Below are 20,064 nucleotides of genomic sequence, written 5' to 3'. Positions count from 1 at the left end.
TGAATTGTTATAGAGGTTACTCCTCTTAGTAAAAAATCCATAAAATATGCCTCCTTATGTAATAAAACATTAATAAATATTGTATTATTATGTGCAAAAATTATTATATACTAAAACCAAAATTTAGTATATATAAAGTTACAAGTATATTTTGCCCAAAACTTATAAAAACACTACTATGATTTACTTTATAATAGTTGTAATAAAAAATAACATAAAACATATCAATTATGATTTTATTGACAAATATTTTTTAAACCTTCATAACAATTTAGTTTTTCAAAATACTAAAAATATCACTTAATTAGCAATATCAAATCATAAAAAATGGCTGTATTTTATATACAGCCATTTTTCATCTATTTCGGAAGGTAAACAGTAAACTTGCTTCCCTTTCCAACTTGACTTTCAACTTCAATTTTACCTTTTAGAGCTTTAACAATATGTTTTACAATAGCAAGTCCTAATCCTGTTCCTTCAATTTCACTAGTTCTTGATTTATCTACTCTATAAAACTTGTCAAATATTCTAGGTAATTCATCAGTACTAATTCCGATGCCATCATCTTCTACAATAAAAACAGCTTCTGTTTCTTTTAAAAAACAGCTCAACTGTACATTACCATCTTGTGGGGTATATTTTATTGCATTATCAATAAGATTTAGTAATAATTGCTTAAACCAATCTCTATTACATACTTTTATTGTCATATTTTCAGTAGCTTTGAAAAGAAGTGTTATATTTTTATTTTCTGCTAAGTATTCTAATAAATCTTTTAATTCTTCCATTACATGGCAAACATCTACATTCACGTAACCTTCTTCGTTTTCATGCATACTTTCTGCTACGGCAAGAGTAAGCATATTTTGAGTAAGTCTTTTTAACCTATTAGTTTCTGATTCAATAATACTAATAAATCTTTTCCTTTGCTTTTCATCTTTATAATTTCCTAGCTTTAAAGTTTCTATAAATCCACTTATAGTAGTTAATGGTGTTTTTAATTCATGGGAAGCATTAACTATAAAATCTCTTTTCAAATCCTCAGATTTTTTTATTTCTGTAATATCTTCAAAGACTAAAACAATTCCTTTGTTCTCTGGTGTACCTTCATAATGAAATATACTAGCTTTAACCTTATATATAAATCCTTGTTTACAACTAAATCCCATTTCCTTAGTTTGGTTCACTTCGCCTTGTAATGCCATATCAATAAGATTCAATATAATTGGGTTATAAACTAAATCGTATATATTTTTGCCTTCTAAGTTATCACAATTCAGGCTAAGTATTTCCCTTGCAAAGTGATTTACTAATATTATAGTTCCATTAGAATCAAAAGCTATAATTCCATCAACCATTCCAATCATTATCGCATTTAACTTTAAGTTTTTATCATTTAATACATTTATATTGTTTTCAATAGTCTCAGTCATGTAGTTAAAGGTTTGTGCCATATCTTCAATCTCATCACCAGAATTAACTACAACTCGCTTATGAAACTTCCCCTTTGCAATCAGCTTTGACACTGCAGTAATTTCACCTATTGGCTTCAGGATTTTTCTACTATATAAATAGGCAATGGCAAGTGATGTGAAAATCCCAATAATAATAGCAATACCAATGCTTCTAATTAATACCTGAGTAAGTTTTTGAAGATAATCAATTGGGCTTTGAAGTCTTAAAATAATTAATTCACCTTCAACTTTAATAGCAGGCATTATTACGGAAACATATGTCATATTACTTTTTAAGTCATTAGTTATTCTTACAACTTTATTTCCTCTTGTAGAACTTTCGATATCATTAATAAGAATATTATTAGGATGTAAACTATTATCCATAGAATCTGCTATTATATTACCTTTTTCATCTATAAATGTGATTCTTTGATTTGTATCATTGTGCAATCCTTTAACAAGCTCTTCATAATTAATATCCTTAATATTTTTATCCCCAAGGATCTTTTGCACTAAATATCCACTACTAGTCAATCTCTCAGCATTACTATTAATAAGAGATTGTCTTATGAGTCCCATTGACAAAAACCCTGTAATTAAAGAACTAAATAATATTATTATTAAACATCCAGCAATCAGCTTTCTTTTCATGCATATAACTCCCTAAGTCTTATCCAGATAACAACTTAAAATAAATTATTATATAGCTTTATTTAAGTTTGTATCCTAGACCCCTTACAGTTTCTATTAAATTCGGATACTTCTCATCGTCACCTAGTTTTTTTCGTAATTTTCTTATGTGAACATCCAAGGTACGAGTCTCCTCTACTAAATCATAGCCCCAAACCTGTTTAAACAGATCTTGTCTTTGTACTATTGTTCCTTTATTGTTTGCTAAAACCTCTAGAAGTTTAAATTCCATATAAGATAAATTAATTTTCTCATCACCAACAAAAACTTCCTGTGTTTCATGGTTGATTTTTAAGCAACTATGATTTTCAATAAAATTTTCATTCTCACTGTGAACAGTAAGGTTAATTCGTCTAAATATTACTTTAATACGAGCAAGTACTTCTCGAACACTAAAAGGCTTAGCAATGTAATCATCTGCTCCCAATTCTAACCCAATGACTTTATCAATTTCATCATCTCTAGCTGTAATCATTATAATTATAATTTTTTCAAGTTTAGGATGATTTCTTATTCTTTTGCATACCTCAATCCCGTCAAGCCCAGGAAGCATTAAATCTAGTAGCACAATATCCGGCATGGTACTTTCACATACACTTACTACCATATCTCCTCTATCGCAGGTTATAACTTCAAATCCATTGCTTTCTAAATTTACTTGCAATAATTCTACTATATATTTCTCATCATCAACAACCAATACTTTTTTATTCATATTTACTCCTTTAAATTTAGTTTTTGTTATAAATTTAACATATAGATGCAGATTTAGTTTAGAAATTAAATCTCTTAAGGTGATTTCCTTCAATAATGGAAAACCATATTTATCTTACAAATTAACCTTAGAAAAGTTAAATCTTTAAATACATTTAGATAATAATTATCTAAAAAACTTTGAACAATTTTTACTTTGTAATCTTATTATAATGTTAATTTAGATAAAATTAAAGAAGAAATATTATGGTTGTGATATATATTAATTTTATGTCCTTAATTTTCACTTATTTTTATTTGTGAGCTTTTTAGTTTTTTATTCTAAATATTTACTATAGTTTTTTCACTATTAAAACAATTTAATTTGTAATAAGCTCAAAGTATACAGTGGCAATAAGAGTATATACCAAAAGATAGCGAGCTACAGATTTAGCTCGCTACCTTTTAGAATAAATAAACATAACTTTTTTTATATTTAAGATTACTAAATATTTTCCTGGTTATGACTTTTCATTCCTCTATTGTAAAGATTTCAAGAAACAAACTATGCTAAAACCTTTATTTCCCTATGTTCTATTGCGTTTTCTTTTATACTATTTCCCTCACTTATCTTCTCCTTCACTAAATCTACCAGTGGTAAATACTCCTCAAAGAATATAATTATTACATCACCTGGCTCTGCATTTTCTATTGCACAATTTAATGATTCTTTTTCATCTAATATTATTTTTAAAGCCTTTTCATTAAAGTTCTCTGATGTAACTCCATTTCTTAAAATTCTTGCTACTTCACCTACTTCTCTTCCTCTTTTGTCTCTATCTTCTTTTATATAAATTTCATCAAAATATTGAGCGCTAATTTTTCCTATTTCTTCAATATTTCTTTCTAATCTGTCTCCTGGAACTCCGATTATCCCAATTAACTTATTGGTTTTCATATTTTTTAAACCCTCTAATACAGCTCTATATCCATCAATATTATGTCCATAATCCAGTATTACTTTAATTTCTCCTATATCATAAACATTAAATCTTCCTGGATTTAGCTCTTCATTGCAATAAAATGTAGCTAATCCATTTTTAATTGTTTCGTAATCTACCCCTATTCCAATTAAAGCTCCACAAGCTGCCATTGCGTTTTCGATATTATACTGAAGATTTCCATCAACAGTTATTCCAATATCTTTTATGTTTATTAAAGATATTTTTTCTCCAGCTTTTTCTATATATAATTCTCCTTGATCTACATATATTCCATATCCGCCTTGATTCATGTTTTTAAGCAGATACTCGTTGTTTTTATCCTTAGAAAAGAAAATTATATCACTTTTCATTCTTTCTAAAATTGTTGGAATCATTTTGTCATCGGCGTTAAGAACTACATATCCATCACTTTTTACCGCTTCACCTACTAATGACTTAACATGAGCTAATTCTTCTAAGGTGTTTATGTTATCTATACCCAAGTGATCATCTGTTATATTAGTTATAACCGCCACATCTGCAAGGTCATATGCTAATCCTGAACGAACAATTCCACCTCTAGCAGTTTCAAGAACTGCTGCATCTACTTCTCTATTTAAAAGTATTGTTTTTGCACTCTCTGGTCCAGTGGTGTCACCTTTTCTTATGCATTTGTCATTTATATAAATTCCACCAGTAGTTGTCATTCCAACCTTACGGCCCCATAATTGAAGAGCATGACTAATGAGCCTTGTAGTAGTTGTTTTTCCGTTAGTACCTGTTACTGCAACCAATGGAAATTTCTCTATTGGTTCCTTAAATAACATTTCTACTATCTTTTCAGCAACATTTCTACTATTTCCTTTACAAGGATAATGATGCATTCTTATTCCTGGAGCAGCATTAACTTCCACTATTATACCTTCAGTATATAAAGATTTGGATATATCTTTACATACTATATCTATTCCACAAATATCTAATCCTACAGCGGCTGCAACTCTTTTGCAAATTTCTACATTTTCTCTGCAAATTTCATCTGTACAATCTATGGCCAATCCCCCAGTAGATAGATTAGCATTTTCTCTTAAGATAATCTGTTTCCCATTGGGAATAACTTCATTTAAATTAAGCATTTTTTTCTTTAGGTGATTAATAAGTTTATCATCTATTTTTATTTTTGTAAGAGGTTTTTCATGGCCTTCTCCACGTAGGACATCATTATTTAAGTCATGAATTAACTGTTCTACAGTTTTTACTCCATCGCCTATAACAAAAGGTGGAATTCTTTTTGATACAGCTACTACTTCGCCATCTACAACACAAGCTCTGTAATCATCTCCAGATACATGTTCTTCAACTATAATATCATCATAGTTTTTTCGTAGTTCATTGTAGGATTCAAGCAGTTCCACATCATCCTTTATGTTGGCATAAACGCCCTTACCTTGATTTCCATATCTAGGTTTAAGCACTAAGGGATACTTTAAAAATTCTGCCTCTGAAAGTAATTGCTTCAAATTGCTTACTTTTGATCCTAGTGCTACAGGTAAACATTGATATTCTAATATTTGTTTCGTAAGAAGTTTATCACAGGCTATATCAACTGCTATTGTTCCAGTGTTTTCTCCAATTGTTGCTTCAATTCTTTTTCCGTGCTTCCCATAACCTAATTGAAATATGCTACCCTCCCCTATTCTCATTAGAGGAATTCCTCTTTTTTTAGCTTCTTCACATATAGTAAGTGTACTTGGTCCTAACTGCTCTTTTGATAAAGTTTTCTTAATCTCTTCTATTTTGTCTTCCAAATCATAAGGTAAATTATCAATAAGAGAGTTAATAAACTCAATGACTACTTTCCCGATATGAATTGCAGTATTGGGGTATATATATTCAAAAATTATATAATAATTATCATCCTTTATTTCTCTTGCTTTTCCATACTTAGCTTCTAAGCCCAATCGATTTTGAAGAGCTATTATGCTATGTTCTGAAATATGAGCTAAATAAGTTCCCTCTTTTAGTCGTTTAACAAATCCACCTTCTTCATCAATACCACAACGATGAGTTTTCAATTCAGGAATAGCCTTAACAAGTTTTTCGTTAAAACCTGGTATATTCTTACTAGGCGTTTCACAATATCCCTGTAAGTCTAAATCCATTCGAATACACTTTTTATGGCAGTATATATTCCTCCCTTCAAAAGTGGTGAAACTACTTATTTTCATCTTTTTCCTCCTTGTTTTTGAATGGCTGCCTTGTGGTTAGGTCAAAACGGTCATTATTTTTTAATACATGCATCTTTACATTAAACATAGATAGTAATTCCTCAGCATGTTGTTCAGAAACGTTAGTATACGTTATATTACTTGCATCAATTACATATACTGCTCCGGATCCTAGAGCTCTAAAGTATCCCTTATCTGACACTTCAATTGCTGTATCCTCATCTATTCCGATGCCTAAGCATTCAGGATTTTCTGCAATAGCGCCTAAAAGTCTACCAACCCTACCTCTTTGAGCAAAGTGTTGATCAATAATTACATCTTTAATTAAGCCTAACCCAGGAGCCATTGTAATTGTTGATTTTTTTGGCGATTCATCATTGGATCCACCTACAATCATTGTGTCACTCATAACAGATGCACCTGCTGATGTACCTACGAACACACAACCTTCTTTATATATATCCTTTATTACTTTATACAGTGGCGTACCCCCTAAAAGGCTTGTAATTTTAAGTTGATCTCCACCAGTAAAAAATACTATTGATGCAGCTTTTAACATATTTATGTTTTTCTCTTCAAAGCCATGCTCTCTGTTTTGTATATCTAAAATACTTATTTTTTTCACACCAAGATTTCTAAAAATCTTTGTATATTCTTTTCCAACTTCTTCTGGAAGCTCTGTAGCTACTGTAGCAATTACTAGTTCTTCGTTATCTCTGTCTATCTTGCTACATACCTCCTTTAATATTTGTTTTTCTCCTTTTTTATCTTCAGCTCCTCCAATAATAATTAAATTACCTTCTAGCTTTGGTTCCAATAAATATCACCTCATCTTTTTTACGCATTCTATATTTTTTCCAGTAAGCAAGGTATTATACATTATTTATTTTTGAATTAACTTAATAAAATTAATAAATTCAATCCTAATTGGTGAAAAAGTTCAATTTATTGAGTTATTTTCAAGGAAAATACAGTGTATACCATAGTTTACCTTACTACATTGTGCTTTAGTATGAATATAAAGGTAGATATCTCCTCCTAAAATATAGTTAAAATTAAGTTTTATTATATTCATGTATTAAAACTATCTTAGATTAATTTTCACAGTTTTATAGATAAATATTCATAAAATAAACCCACATATGATAAATTTGTTAAATGTATGAATTTGATTAAATATATTTAAATTGTTGTGCTATAATAAATATATTTAGTATTGTTAAAACTAACATAATTAACAATTGTAGTAATTTTACTAGGAGGAAATACATAATGCTTGATTTTAAACCATTAAAATTAGAAGATAAATCTCTATTTGATAAATTTTTAAAACCCTATAAATTTTTAACTTGTGAATATTCCTTTACTAACCTCTTTATTTGGAGGAAAGCTTTAGATATTGAATATGCTATCTATAAGGATACTTTAATACTAAAAAAACTTGATTTTGATGGAAGTTACCACTTTATGGAACCTTTAGGTTATACAAAAGATAATCTGAAGGATATTGTGGATGCACTTATTGAATATCAAAGTGCTGAAGATGTTGGTTACTTGTTTAAGGATGCAGAAGAACCCTTTACAAATGATCTTAAGGAGATATTTGGAGATAATTTAATTATAGAAGAAGACAGATCTAATTTTGATTATATATATAGTAGTGAAAAACTTATTTCATTATCAGGAAAAAAGTTACACAGTAAGAAAAATCACTATAACAACTTCATTAAAAACAATGAATTTAGAATAGAACCTATTACAGATTCAATAGTTTGTGATTGTATTAAGGCTGCTAGAGAATGGTGCCGAAAGAATGATTGTAAGGGGTACCTTCTATATGAGTTAAAGGCTATTGAAGAGCTTCTAAAAAATAGTCAATTCCTAGAATTTAAAGGAATGGTTGTCTATGTAAATGATAAATTATCGGCTTTTACCATTGGTGAAAAGGTCACTGATGAAATGGCAATTATTCATATAGAAAAAGCTGATGCAAATATAAATGGACTTTATGCATTCATTAATAAAACCTTTGTTGAGGAATATTTTAAAGATGTACCTTATATTAATAGAGAACAGGACTTAGGGATTGAGGGATTGAGAAAGGCCAAACTTACTTATCAACCTATAAAACTAGAGCCAAAATATGCAGTAAACCCCAAACCTATAAATTAGTACTATAAAATTACTGATGTTTTAAAAAGAAAACAAATAACAATAACCTCCTATATAAAATATAGGAGGTTAAATTAAGTTTAAATACTCTTAAGTTATCTTAGCACCAAAATTCGCAGCAATCACAACAATCACAAGGATTACAACATCTGTTGTTAAAACCAAAGCCTCTACCGAAACCAAGACCACCGTGTCCACAACCGCCGCCACAGCCAAAGCCACCACCACAACCGCAAAACAAAAGAGGTAGTAGGAATAATAGTCCTAGACCTCCTAACCCAAAGTTTTGATTGCCACCTTGGCTTGGATAACAGTTATTATAGTTATTTGGATAATAATTTGATTGTGCATTTCCACTATTTAATACAGTATTTACAGTATCATTTTTGCTTAGTTTAACAAGTAACTTTCTTACTTCAGGGTCACTCATAAGAGCATTTAACAATTCAACATTTTCCATATAATATAAACTCCCCTACTATATATTATAAGTAAGTATCAATATGTGCCATATGTTACATAATTGATCGCCTACTTAAGTATAGTGAAATACTGTATTTATTATATAGTATGAAAAAGCACTTGTTTTGTTTACTATATTTACTTTACTATTAATTTTTCTGAAGATAACTTTAAGAATTCACCTAAGGTTTTTCCCTTAAGTAGCATTGCAAAAATACTCTTTACAGCTAGAACAGTTAATGGACCTAAAATAAGACCCCCGGCTCCGATAAGTTTAAACCCTATATAGATTCCCATGAGAGTAACTAATGGATGAACTCCAATTTGGCTGCTTATAATTCTCGGCTCTACGATTTGTCTTACAATTAAAATCACTAACCACATCAAAAACAATCCCATTGCTAAAAATATATTGCCATTTATTAAATAATATATGGACCAAGGAATAATAACTATTCCTGTTCCAAGTACTGGTAACAAATCTACTATGCTAATTATTATAGCTATTATTAATGCATACTTTATCCTTAGTATGGATAATCCCAGAAATACCTCACTAAAGGTAATTGTTAATATTATCAGATATGCCTTTATAAGCTTAACTATTGATGTTATAGAGTCATTTTTTATAATTCCTATCTTACCATGCCATGATTTTGGAACTTGTGATTTAAAATAATTTATGATTATGTATCTACCACTAGCAATAAAATATGTTGAGATTATAGTAGTAAGAGTAAACAATAAAATCTCAGGAAAAGAAAATGCAGTGTAGAAAGCACCTTTAACAACCTTATTTACAATATCCATAAGATAGCTTACTAAACTCATAGCCATGCTTTCAATATGACTAGTAAATTCAGTTGGAATTTCTATATTAATTATTTTCAATTCTCCATTAGAGAGCTTTTGTATATTGTGGTATAAGTCCCCTATAACCTGTGGCATTATATTTATCATACCTTTTAATTGATCAATTAAACTTGCAATGATAAAAAGTATAATAACACCTAAAATGCTAATCATAAAAATTAAGCTTATAAGAGCACCAACTTTTCTTGGTATCTTTACTTTGTCTCCAAGAAAATTAATAATCGGCTCCATTAATTGTGCTATTACAAAGGCTATTATAAATGGAAGTAAATAAGTTATAGACTTATAGATTAATATAAACGCTAGAACAGTACCTATTACTATTAAAGATAGTTTTAGCAATTTTTTTCTATCAATATTGTATGCTTTTTCCAATGTGTGTTATCCTCCAATAATTCATCTATTTATAGGAAAGTTTTTGAAACTTTCTTTATAATAATATTATTTTGTTTTTTCAGTTCTCTAAACTACAGCAATTATAATATTAATTTTTGCAATTCTATAATTCAAATTATACACAATGTTTTCCTATAATACACTACATTTTATAATAAATTTAATCAATGATTATATTTAATTTCAAAACTACAAGATACTTATGTATTGAATTAGACTTATAAAAAATCACACCATTACAAGAAAATCTATACCTTGAAGTCACAGCTTATTACACCTTTTCCTAATATTGGGTTTATAAATTTCGTTTGACTAGTAAAGAACAAGACTTTTGGGAATATATACAATCTCTATCATAATAACAAGAGACAGATGCTTTGCATCTGCCTCTTTCTTTATTATTAGCTTAAGAACATTTTCATGTCGTCTTCTACATTTGTTATTCCACCAATTCCAAAGTTTTCTACTAAAACCTTAGCTACATTTGGTGATAAGAATGCTGGTAGAGTTGGTCCTAAGTGAATATTCTTCACTCCTAAGTATAATAGTGAAAGTAATACTATTACAGCCTTTTGCTCATACCATGCAATGTTGTATGCTATTGGTAATTCATTTACATCATTTAACCCAAATACTTCTTTAAGTTTTAATGCGATTAATACTAGTGAATAAGAGTCATTACATTGTCCTGCATCTAGAACTCTTGGAATTCCACCAATATCACCTAAGTTTAATTTGTTATATTTGTATTTAGCACATCCCGCTGTTAAAATTACTGTATCTTTTGGTAGCGCCTCTGCAAACTCAGTGTAGTAGTTTCTGCTCTTCGCTCTTCCATCACAACCAGCCATTACGAAGAATTTTCTTATTGCTCCGCTCTTAACTGCATCAACAACTTTATCTGCAAGTGCAAATACTTGGTTATGAGCGAATCCTCCAATGATTTCTCCAGTTTCTATTTCTGTTGGAGCTGCACATTTTTTAGCATGTTCAATGATAACTGAGAAATCTTTTTCTCCTTTAGCATTTGCATCAATGTGAGTTAATCCTTCAAATCCTGTTACACTTGTTGTGTATACTCTTTCTTTATAAGAATCTTTAGGTGGTACTAAACAATTTGTTGTCATTAGTATTGGTCCATTGAATTTTTCAAACTCTTCAGTTTGTTTCCACCAAGCATTTCCATAGTTTCCTGCAAAGTGAGAGTATTTCTTGAATGCTGGGTAGTAGTGAGCTGGAAGCATTTCACTGTGGGTGTAAACATCAATTCCAGTTCCTTCTGTTTGCTCAAGCAATTGCTCTAGGTCTCTTAAATCGTGTCCACTAATTAATATACCTGGGTTTTTTCTAACTCCAATATTAACTTTTGTAATTTCTGGGTGACCATACATTTCTGTATTTGCTTTATCTAGTAAAGCCATACCGTCTACCCCGAATTTTCCTGCTTCTAAAGTTAATGCTATATAATCATTTACTGTTAAGGTATCATCTAATGTAGCTGCTAATGCTTTATGCATAAAGCCATGTACTTCTTCATTGTTATAGCCTAAATGCATAGCTTGTTTTAAGTATGCTGATACTCCTTTTAGTCCATATATTATAAGTTCTCTTAAAGATCTGATATCTTCATCTTTAGTTGATAATACTCCCACTGTTTCTGCTTTTGCATTGAAGTCCTCTACATTATTTGCAAACCAAATAGCTGCATCTGGTAGATTAACTTCTTCTTCTCTTTTAAAGCCTACGAAAGAAAGCATTTTATTTAACCAGTTTTCATTAGCATTTGATTGACCTAAGTTTGCACCTGCTTTGATAACTTGTTGTTTTAACTCTTCTCTTAACTGTAAGCCTCTTCTAATTCTTGCGATAAATACATTTCTGTCAAAGTTTGCATTTGTAATTGTAGCAAATAAACCTTCAGTGATAAATTTATCTACTTCTTTGTTTATTACTCCAACTTCTCTACCTTTAACGCTGTATACTGATATACCCTTTAAAATATATATTAATAAATCTTGTGCTTTTGCTAAATCTTCTGTTTTACCGCAAACACCTTTCACTGTACATCCTTTGCAGCCTGCCGCTTCTTGACATTGATAACAAAACATACTCATTATTTATTCCTCCATAAATCATTATTTTAAATGTATTTTTTATAAATTAATTATTTTGTTTACTGTTTTCATGTGTAGTTTGCTGTTCGTTTATTTCCTAACCACAAGTCAAATTATACAAGCTATTACATAATTAATCGGTAACCTATGTTACAGATTGAAAAAAAATATAAAAATATAGAAATCCTATGTTACTACTTCTGAATTAAACCATTAACCTACATAATTAAAGATAAAGATTCCAGGAGTGTATAGTATTTTTTCTTAAATTACATATTATTTGTTTCAAAAGCCTCTCCCGAATTTTTCAGTACTAATTTACAAGTCTATAACTAAAAGTAGAAAAGTTCAGATTCACACACCATTCTTTACTTTTTAAATCCTTATAACCCTTGCACTAAAACTAAAACTAATTTATTTAAAAGTTTACTAATCACAAAAATCTAGTTTAGAATAAAATATAAAAAGAGCTTTGTAGATTTCTACAAAGCTCTAAAAATTTTATTTTATTTTTCTGTACCTAAAAGTCCATTAATTAGCTCATCTATAGTAATGTTATGAATACATTTACTTATATCGAATTTTGATAAACCTTGTCTAATATCATCTGCATTATGTTTAATTCCTAACAAAGTTTCTTCTAATTGAGATATATTTTCTTTACCAAAAAAATCTCCATAAATTTTAATGTTTTCAATGATACCTTTTTTTACATCCACGTGGAATTCCGCTGTTCCTCCTAAAAATCTTATAATATTTTCAAAAGAGTACTTTGGAGAGCTTCCAAAGTTCCAATCCCATGTGTTGTACTTGTCTCTCACTAATTTATTTATTGCACTTATATCATCCTCTGTAAATTTGTATATATTACTTTCTCCATTTTTTGATGATACATGGTTCATAATCTTATCTTTAAATTCAGAAATTGTTATAGAAATGGGTAGATGTTCGCTAATATTTGTCACTCTACTTGTGACAGATTTAACACTCTTTCCTTCAAATTTTATATTTTTCACTTTCAGTGCTGAAGACAAATCCGTAATCTTAGAAGAAAATAGCAATGTGCCATGATGCATAACTTTATTTTTATAATTGCATTGAGCATTACCTGAGAATTTCTTACCTTTAATGGTTAAATCATTTCTTCCTGAAAATTCAGCTTCAACTGAAAGTTCTTGTAGTACTTCTAGTATAGGTGTTGTGAATTTACGAAAATCATTTAAATCTCCCTCATGATCTTTAGAAATAAACGTAAAGTTTATGTTTCCCAAATCGTGAAACACCGCTCCTCCCCCAGTTAATCTTCTTACTACTGGTATTGAGTTTTCCTTAACATAGTCAATGTTTATCTCAGAAATGGTATTTTGATTTTTCCCAACAATTATGGCAGGTTCGTTTCTCCATAAGATAAAAATGTCCTCATTAAATTCTTTGAGCAAATATTCTTCCATAGCAAGATTGAAGTAAGGATTAGTATTATTGTTGTCTATAAAAAGCATTTCCCCTATCCCCTTTACAGTAGTTTTTTAATTACTAAGATTAATAATAGCAAATTAAAAAATCTTTTTCAACAAAATCTAATAATCCTGCATAGAATCAATATGCAACTTTACTTTTAAAATATTTCATTATACTAAATTTAATAAACATATTGACTATATTATTTGATTGTTATAAAATTAAAATATAAACAATTCCAATATAAGTTATATAACCCATATGATGTTAATGAGAGATATCTCTTGCAGATAGCCGAAGGAGCAATATATAAATCTCCTATTTATATAGAAACTTTCAGGCAAAAGTATCATTAATTGATGGAACTCTGGAAATGTAAATTTGTACTAAGAAGATAGTGTTTCACTGTTGAATCATTTAATTCTTCTAGTAAAGTCGACAGAGAATGTGGAGGCATCTTTTGCTTTCACTTTTTTTTATATATTTTTTTATAAAGGGGGATAAGGATATGCTTACAGGAAAACGAACACATCTTTACAATGCTCACGAAAAATATGGTGGAAAACTCATAGACTTCGCTGGTTGGGTGCTTCCTGTTCAATACAAAGGAATTCTCGAGGAACATGAGGCTGTAAGAAATCATGCTGGTTTATTTGATGTATCCCATATGGGTGAAGTTGACGCAACTGGTGAGGAAGCTTTTGAATTTGTTCAAAACCTTGTTACAAATGATATTAGTGTTCTAGAAGATAACCAGATACTTTATACTTTCATGTGTTATCCAAGTGGTGGTGTTGTTGATGACCTATTAGTATATAGATTCAACGAAAATCATTACTATTTGGTAATAAACGCAGGTAATATTGATAAAGATTTCAAATGGATGCAAGATAACAAAGAGCCTTTTAAAGTGGACTTAAAAAACATATCCGATGATGTATCACAAGTTGCCTTGCAAGGTCCTAAAGCACAAGAAATACTTCAATTACTAACTGATGTTGATCTTAATGAAATTAAATTTTTCTACTGTAAGAGAGACGTTAATATAGCAGGTATGTCTTGCTTAGTTTCAAGAACAGGCTACACTGGAGAAGACGGCTTTGAAATATATACTAGCAACGAAAATATTGAGAATCTTTGGAACAGTCTGTTAAATATAGGCAAAGACTTAGGGCTAAAACCTACTGGTCTTGGATGCAGAGATACCTTAAGATTTGAAGCTACATTACCTCTATATGGACATGAAATAAACGAAGAAATAACTCCATTAGAAGCTGGTTTCGGTTACTTTGTGAAATTAAAAAAGGAACACTTTATTGGTAAAGATGCCTTAGTTAAACAAAAGGAAGAAGGTTTATCGAGAAAACTTGTAGGCTTTCAAATGAAAGAAAGAGGAATACCGAGACAAGGATACGAGGTTTTCGCTAGTGGTGAAAAAATCGGTTTTGTAACAACTGGTTACATGTCTCCTACTCTTAAAAAAAATATAGGACTTGCTCTTATCGATGCTAAATATTCTGAACTAGGTACTGAAATCGAAATTATAATTCGTAACAAGTCTGTAAAGGCTGAGGTAATAAGCAAAAAATTCTATACAAAAAATTATCAAAAATAAATACTAAAGATATATTGCTAATAATAAATATTAAAATATACTATTAAAAAATAAATTATGGGGGTATTAATAATGAAAGTTGTAAACGATTTATTTTATTCAAAGGATCATGAATGGTTAAGCGTAAAGGGTGACAAAGCTTATATTGGAATTACGGATTATGCTCAACATGCTCTAGGTAGTATTGTTTTTGTAGAACTTCCAGAAGTTGATTCAGATTTTACTGCAGGTGATAGCTTTGGTTCTGTAGAGTCCGTTAAAGCTGCCTCAGATTTATTGATTCCTGTTGATGGTAAGGTTCTTGAAATAAATGAGAATCTTGTTGATAATCCTGAACTTGTTAACGAAGATCCATACGAAAATTGGATGATTTGTATTGAATTATTGGATAAATCTCAAATAAATGATCTCTTAAATGCTGAAAACTACGAAATTCATTGTTCTAAGGAGGTATAATATGTTTCCATATTTTTCTCTTACAGGCGAAGACGAAAAAGATATGCTAACTTCTATCAACCTAAATACAATGGAAGATTTATTTTCAGATATTCCTGAAGATTTAAGGCTTTCAAAACCACTTAATCTTGGCAATCCTATGAGTGAGTTAGAAGTAGCCTCTCATATAAGCAATGTTTCGGCTAAAAATAGAAATATTGAAGATTTAACATGTTTTCTAGGAGCTGGTGCTTATGATCATTATATTCCTTCAATAATTAAGCATATAACTTCTAGATCTGAGTTTTACACTGCATATACTCCATATCAACCTGAAATAAGTCAAGGTACTCTTCAAGTAATTTTTGAATATCAATCAATGATTGCAGAACTCACAGGAATGGCTGTAGCTAATGCATCTATGTATGATGGCGCAACAGCTTGCGCTGAAGCTGCTATACTAGCTACTGATTCTACAAGAAGAAAATCTATTGTAGTTTCCAAAACTGTTCATCCAGAAACAAGAGCTGTACTAAAAACCTATATGAAATTTCGTAATTTAGAACTAATTGAAGTAGATTTCAAGGATGGAGAAACTGATGTTGACAAACTAAAAGAGGTTATTTCTAAAGATACTGCTGGAGTTATACTTCAGAACCCAAATTTCTTTGGCGTTATAGAAGACGTTTCAGAAATCGAAAAAATTACTCATGAGAATAAAAGCCTTCTTGTAATGAGTGTTGATCCAATTTCTCTTGGAATACTAAAAACTCCAGGGGAGCTTGGTGCTGATATAGTTGTTGGTGAAGGTCAAAGTTTAGGAAACGCATTAAACTTTGGAGGTCCTTACATTGGATTCATGGCTACAACATCAAAACTCATGAGAAAACTTCCGGGAAGAATTGTGGGAGAAACTGTTGACTTAGATGGTAAAAGAGCTTTTGTCTTAACTCTTCAAGCTAGAGAACAACATATTAAAAGACATAAGGCTTCTTCAAATATTTGTTCAAACCAAGCACTTAATGCTTTGGTTGCAGCCGTTTATTTAACAACGTTAGGTAAAGAAGGCATTAAAGAAGTTGCGCAGCAATCTATGAAAAAAGCACACTATACTTTTAATGAGTTAATTAAAACTGGTAAATTCAAACCTCTATTTGACAAACCTTTCTTTAAGGAATTTGCGATTTCAAGTGAAACTAGCACGCAAAAACTAAACGATGAATTATATAACAATGGTATTTTAGGTGGATATTCTCTTGAAACTCAATATCCTACTATAAAAAATTCACTTTTGATTTGTGTAACTGAAAAGAGAACAAAAGATGATATTGAAAGGTTAGCTAATATTATGGGAGGTGTAGAATAAAATGAAAGATTATAATAAATTAATTATTGAAATTTCAAAAGAAGGTAGAAAAGCTTATTCACTCCCAGAACTAGACATTCCTGATGTATCAGTAGATAGCATAATCTCTGAGTCATTCTTAAGAAAAACTCCATTAAATTTACCAGAGGTAAGCGAGGTAGATGTTATAAGGCACTATACAGCACTATCAAATAAGAACTTTGGTGTTGACACAGGATTCTACCCTCTTGGCTCTTGTACTATGAAGTATAACCCTAAAATTAATGAGGACATGGCATCACTTCCGAAATTTACTCAAGTGCATCCTTACCAACCTGAGTCATCAGTACAAGGATCACTACAAATGATGCACCACCTCAGTGAAACACTCTCAGAAGTCACCGGTATGGATGCAGTTACACTTCAACCTGCTGCTGGTGCTCATGGTGAACTCACTGGTCTTATGATAATTAAAGCCTATCATGAGCAAAGAGGTGATTTAAAAAGAAAGAAAATTATTGTCCCAGATTCTGCTCATGGTACAAATCCTGCAAGTGCTGCAGTTATTGACCTTGAGGTTGTGGAAATAAAGTCAAATGCTAATGGTGATGTTGATATAGAAAACTTAAAAGCTGCTTTAAATGATGAAGTGGCAGGATTAATGCTAACAAACCCTAGTACTTTAGGTATTTTCGAAAAAAAAATAAAAGAAATTGCAGATTTAGTTCATGAGGCTGGTGGTCTTTTATATTATGACGGCGCAAATATGAATGCCATAATGGGGGTAACAAGACCTGGCGACATGGGCTTTGATGTAGTACACCTTAATCTACACAAAACCTTCTCTACCCCACATGGCGGAGGCGGCCCTGGAAGTGGTCCTGTTGGAGTAAAGAAAGACCTTGTTCCCTATTTGCCAGTACCAGTAATTGAAAAAAATGAAAATGAATATAAACTTAATTATGACAAACCTCTATCAATAGGAAAAGTAAAAAGTTTTTATGGAAATTTTGGTGTAATGGTTAGGGCATATACTTATGTATTAACTATGGGGGCTGAAGGATTAAAAAAAGCCAGCCAAATAGCTGTATTAAACGCAAACTATATAAAGGAAAAACTAAAAAAACATTACTATCTTCCTATTGATAAAGTTTGTAAGCATGAATTCGTTTTAGGCGGCCTTACTAAAGGAATAGGTACTGTGTCTACTTTAGATGTAGCAAAAAGATTATTAGATTATGGATATCATCCTCCAACTATATATTTCCCATTAATTATCGATAATGCTATCATGATTGAACCAACAGAAACTGAAAGCAAAGAAACATTAGATAGCTTTATTGATGTAATGATTAGAATTTCTGAAGAAGCTAAAGAAAATCCTGAATTAGTTAAAGGTGCTCCTTACAATACTAACATTAGAAGACTGGATGAGGTAAGAGCAGCTAGAACTCCAGTATTAACATGGCATAAATAATAAAAAAAGTTGATATTTTTTTCAATAACTTTGGTGGGGGCTTTATACCTCCACCAAAACTTCCTTTAGGGGGTATATTTAGTTTCTATAAAAGATAAGAAAATAGTTATTCTTAGAGAATATTATAAATAATATAGAATGGATAGGGTGAGAACTATGGATAAGGATATTATTGTTATAGGTGGAGGTCCTGGTGGATATGTTTCAGCCATAAGGGCAGCTCAATTAGGTGCAAAAGTAGCACTTATAGAAAGAGATAAACTAGGTGGTACTTGCCTAAACAGAGGCTGTATACCTACAAAAGCCTTAAATAGAAATGCTGAAATATTAAACACATTAAAAAATATAGATGAATTTGGAATCAATATCGATGGCTACTCCATTAATGTTGAAAAAATTCAACAAAGAAAACAGCAGGTAATTGACAGTTTAGTTAACGGCATCGATCAATTATTAAAAGCAAATAAAGTAGAAGTAATTAAAGGAACAGCTTCCTTTAAGGATAAAAACACTGTTATTGTTATAGAGAATGGAGTGCTAAGGGAGTTAACAGGTGAAAATATTATAATAGCAACTGGCTCTAAACCTGCTCTTCCTCCAATCGAAGGAATAAATACTAAAGGGATTTATACTAGTGAAGAAATATTAAATTTTGACTCCATTCCAAATAGCCTTGCTGTGATTGGTGGTGGTGTAGTTGGAATGGAATTAGCATGCATCTTCAATGCTCTAGGTACAAAGGTAACTGTAATGGAATATTTACCTTCAATTTTAAACGGAGTTGACAGTGATATAACAAAGCGTGTAACTGTTTCACTGAAAAAAAGAGGATTAGAAATTAATACCTCTACAAAGGTTAATAAGATTCTTAAAAATGATGAAATTTTTACAATTTTAGGTGAAAATAAAAAAGGAGAATTTAGCATTGATGTCGAAAAAGTACTTGTATCTGCTGGAAGATTACCAGATACTGAGGGGCTTAATTTAGATGGTACAGGCATTATTTATGATAGAAAAGGAATTAAAACTAATGCTAACCACGAGACAAATATTAAGGGTGTTTATGCTATAGGTGATGTTAATGGCGGCATAATGCTTGCCCATGTTGCATCTCACCAAGGAATTAACGTTGCTGAAACTATTATGAACTATTCCCAAGACTCAGTACATTCAGAGGTTCCAAGTTGCATTTTTATATTCCCTGAAATTGCAAGTGTAGGAATTACTGAAGACCAAGCAAAGGCTAAAGGGATGGAATATAATGTGGCTAAGTTTATGTTCGGAGCCAATGGTAAGGCCCTAGCCCTAGGTGAAGGCGAAGGTTTTATTAAAGTTTTATCAACTAAGAATGCAGATAATGTTACTGATAACACAATCCTTGGAGTTCACATTATGGGACCTCATGCCTCTGATTTAATTCATGAGGGTGCATTAGCTATTTCAAAAACACTGACAGTTGCTGATATTAAAAATACTATGCATGCACATCCTACCTTGGCCGAAGGTTTCTCTGAAGCAGTCATTGGCTTAGCTGGTGAAGCTATTCATCTTGCCCCAATAAAAAAATAAATGTTTTAAAATTAGAAAGTATTCACAATAATTTTGGAAGGCGATTCCCTAAGATTTTGTTTAGCTTTATTTAATGCTTTACTTGTAACCATTGGTT

The 20,064-nt window shown here is 30.7% G+C and carries 14 protein-coding genes and 1 riboswitch; of the genes, 6 read left to right on the top strand and 8 right to left on the bottom strand.

Going from position 1 to position 20,064, the window contains the following annotated elements; translation table 11 throughout:
* Window positions 1-359 precede the first annotated feature (359 nt).
* The 4 genes from RR409_RS16695 to RR409_RS16680 form a co-directional block, all read right to left on the bottom strand.
* Window positions 360-2,108, bottom strand: a complete 1,749-nt coding sequence (locus RR409_RS16695; protein ID WP_332558906.1) for an ATP-binding protein — start codon at window positions 2,106-2,108, stop codon at window positions 360-362.
* Between the two features lie 58 nt (window positions 2,109-2,166).
* The gene (locus RR409_RS16690) at window positions 2,167-2,862 is read right to left on the bottom strand and encodes a response regulator transcription factor (RefSeq protein ID WP_332558905.1); all 696 of its coding nucleotides are present in this window, start codon (window positions 2,860-2,862) and stop codon (window positions 2,167-2,169) included.
* A 543-nt stretch (window positions 2,863-3,405) separates the two neighbouring features.
* A complete protein-coding gene (gene cphA / locus RR409_RS16685) occupies window positions 3,406-6,051 on the bottom strand; it encodes a cyanophycin synthetase (protein WP_332558904.1) in 2,646 nt (881 codons plus the stop codon).
* A complete protein-coding gene (locus RR409_RS16680) occupies window positions 6,038-6,868 on the bottom strand; it encodes a cyanophycinase (protein ID WP_332558903.1) in 831 nt (276 codons plus the stop codon). The genes cphA and RR409_RS16680 overlap by 14 nt, the downstream gene beginning before the upstream one ends.
* Window positions 6,869-7,323: 455 nt before the next feature.
* Between RR409_RS16680 and RR409_RS16675 the strand changes: the two genes are divergently transcribed.
* Complete coding sequence (locus tag RR409_RS16675; protein ID WP_332558902.1) at window positions 7,324-8,223, top strand: DUF2156 domain-containing protein; 900 nt, start codon at window positions 7,324-7,326, stop codon at window positions 8,221-8,223.
* Window positions 8,224-8,323: 100 nt separating this feature from the next.
* Here the strand turns inward: RR409_RS16675 and RR409_RS16670 are convergent, their stop codons facing one another.
* The 4 genes from RR409_RS16670 to RR409_RS16655 form a co-directional block, all read right to left on the bottom strand.
* Window positions 8,324-8,683, bottom strand: a complete 360-nt coding sequence (locus tag RR409_RS16670) for a hypothetical protein (protein ID WP_332558901.1) — start codon at window positions 8,681-8,683, stop codon at window positions 8,324-8,326.
* Between the two features lie 140 nt (window positions 8,684-8,823).
* Window positions 8,824-9,933, bottom strand: a complete 1,110-nt coding sequence (gene ytvI, locus RR409_RS16665; RefSeq protein ID WP_332558900.1) for a sporulation integral membrane protein YtvI — start codon at window positions 9,931-9,933, stop codon at window positions 8,824-8,826.
* Window positions 9,934-10,355: 422 nt separating this feature from the next.
* Complete coding sequence (hcp, locus tag RR409_RS16660) at window positions 10,356-12,068, bottom strand: hydroxylamine reductase (RefSeq protein WP_332558899.1); 1,713 nt, start codon at window positions 12,066-12,068, stop codon at window positions 10,356-10,358.
* Window positions 12,069-12,574: 506 nt separating this feature from the next.
* On the bottom strand, window positions 12,575-13,567 hold the full coding sequence (locus RR409_RS16655; protein ID WP_332558898.1) for a lipoate--protein ligase: 993 nt from the start codon (window positions 13,565-13,567) through the stop codon (window positions 12,575-12,577).
* A 220-nt stretch (window positions 13,568-13,787) separates the two neighbouring features.
* Window positions 13,788-13,888, top strand: a riboswitch (glycine riboswitch).
* 146 nt (window positions 13,889-14,034) lie between these two features.
* Between RR409_RS16655 and gcvT the strand changes: the two genes are divergently transcribed.
* The 5 genes from gcvT (at window position 14,035) to lpdA (ending at window position 19,967) form a co-directional block, all read left to right on the top strand.
* Window positions 14,035-15,141 (top strand): glycine cleavage system aminomethyltransferase GcvT, encoded by a 1,107-nt coding sequence (gene gcvT / locus RR409_RS16650; RefSeq protein WP_332558897.1) that lies wholly within the window; start codon window positions 14,035-14,037, stop codon window positions 15,139-15,141.
* A gap of 72 nt (window positions 15,142-15,213) precedes the next feature.
* Window positions 15,214-15,597 (top strand): glycine cleavage system protein GcvH, encoded by a 384-nt coding sequence (gene gcvH, locus RR409_RS16645; protein WP_332558896.1) that lies wholly within the window; start codon window positions 15,214-15,216, stop codon window positions 15,595-15,597.
* Between the two features lies 1 nt (window position 15,598).
* On the top strand, window positions 15,599-16,942 hold the full coding sequence (gene gcvPA, locus RR409_RS16640) for an aminomethyl-transferring glycine dehydrogenase subunit GcvPA (protein WP_332558895.1): 1,344 nt from the start codon (window positions 15,599-15,601) through the stop codon (window positions 16,940-16,942).
* Window position 16,943: 1 nt separating this feature from the next.
* Window positions 16,944-18,398: an aminomethyl-transferring glycine dehydrogenase subunit GcvPB gene (gcvPB, locus tag RR409_RS16635; RefSeq protein WP_332558894.1), complete on the top strand. Its 1,455-nt coding sequence runs from the start codon at window positions 16,944-16,946 to the stop codon at window positions 18,396-18,398.
* A gap of 156 nt (window positions 18,399-18,554) precedes the next feature.
* Window positions 18,555-19,967, top strand: a complete 1,413-nt coding sequence (lpdA, locus tag RR409_RS16630; protein ID WP_332558893.1) for a dihydrolipoyl dehydrogenase — start codon at window positions 18,555-18,557, stop codon at window positions 19,965-19,967.
* Window positions 19,968-20,064: the final 97 nt, after the last annotated feature.

It is taken from the genome of Clostridium sp., assembly GCF_036642255.1.
GTDB lineage: Bacteria > Bacillota > Clostridia > Clostridiales > Clostridiaceae > Clostridium_J.
The sequence above is the reverse complement of the archived record's forward strand: the minus strand, read 5'-3'. Positions and strand labels throughout refer to the sequence as shown.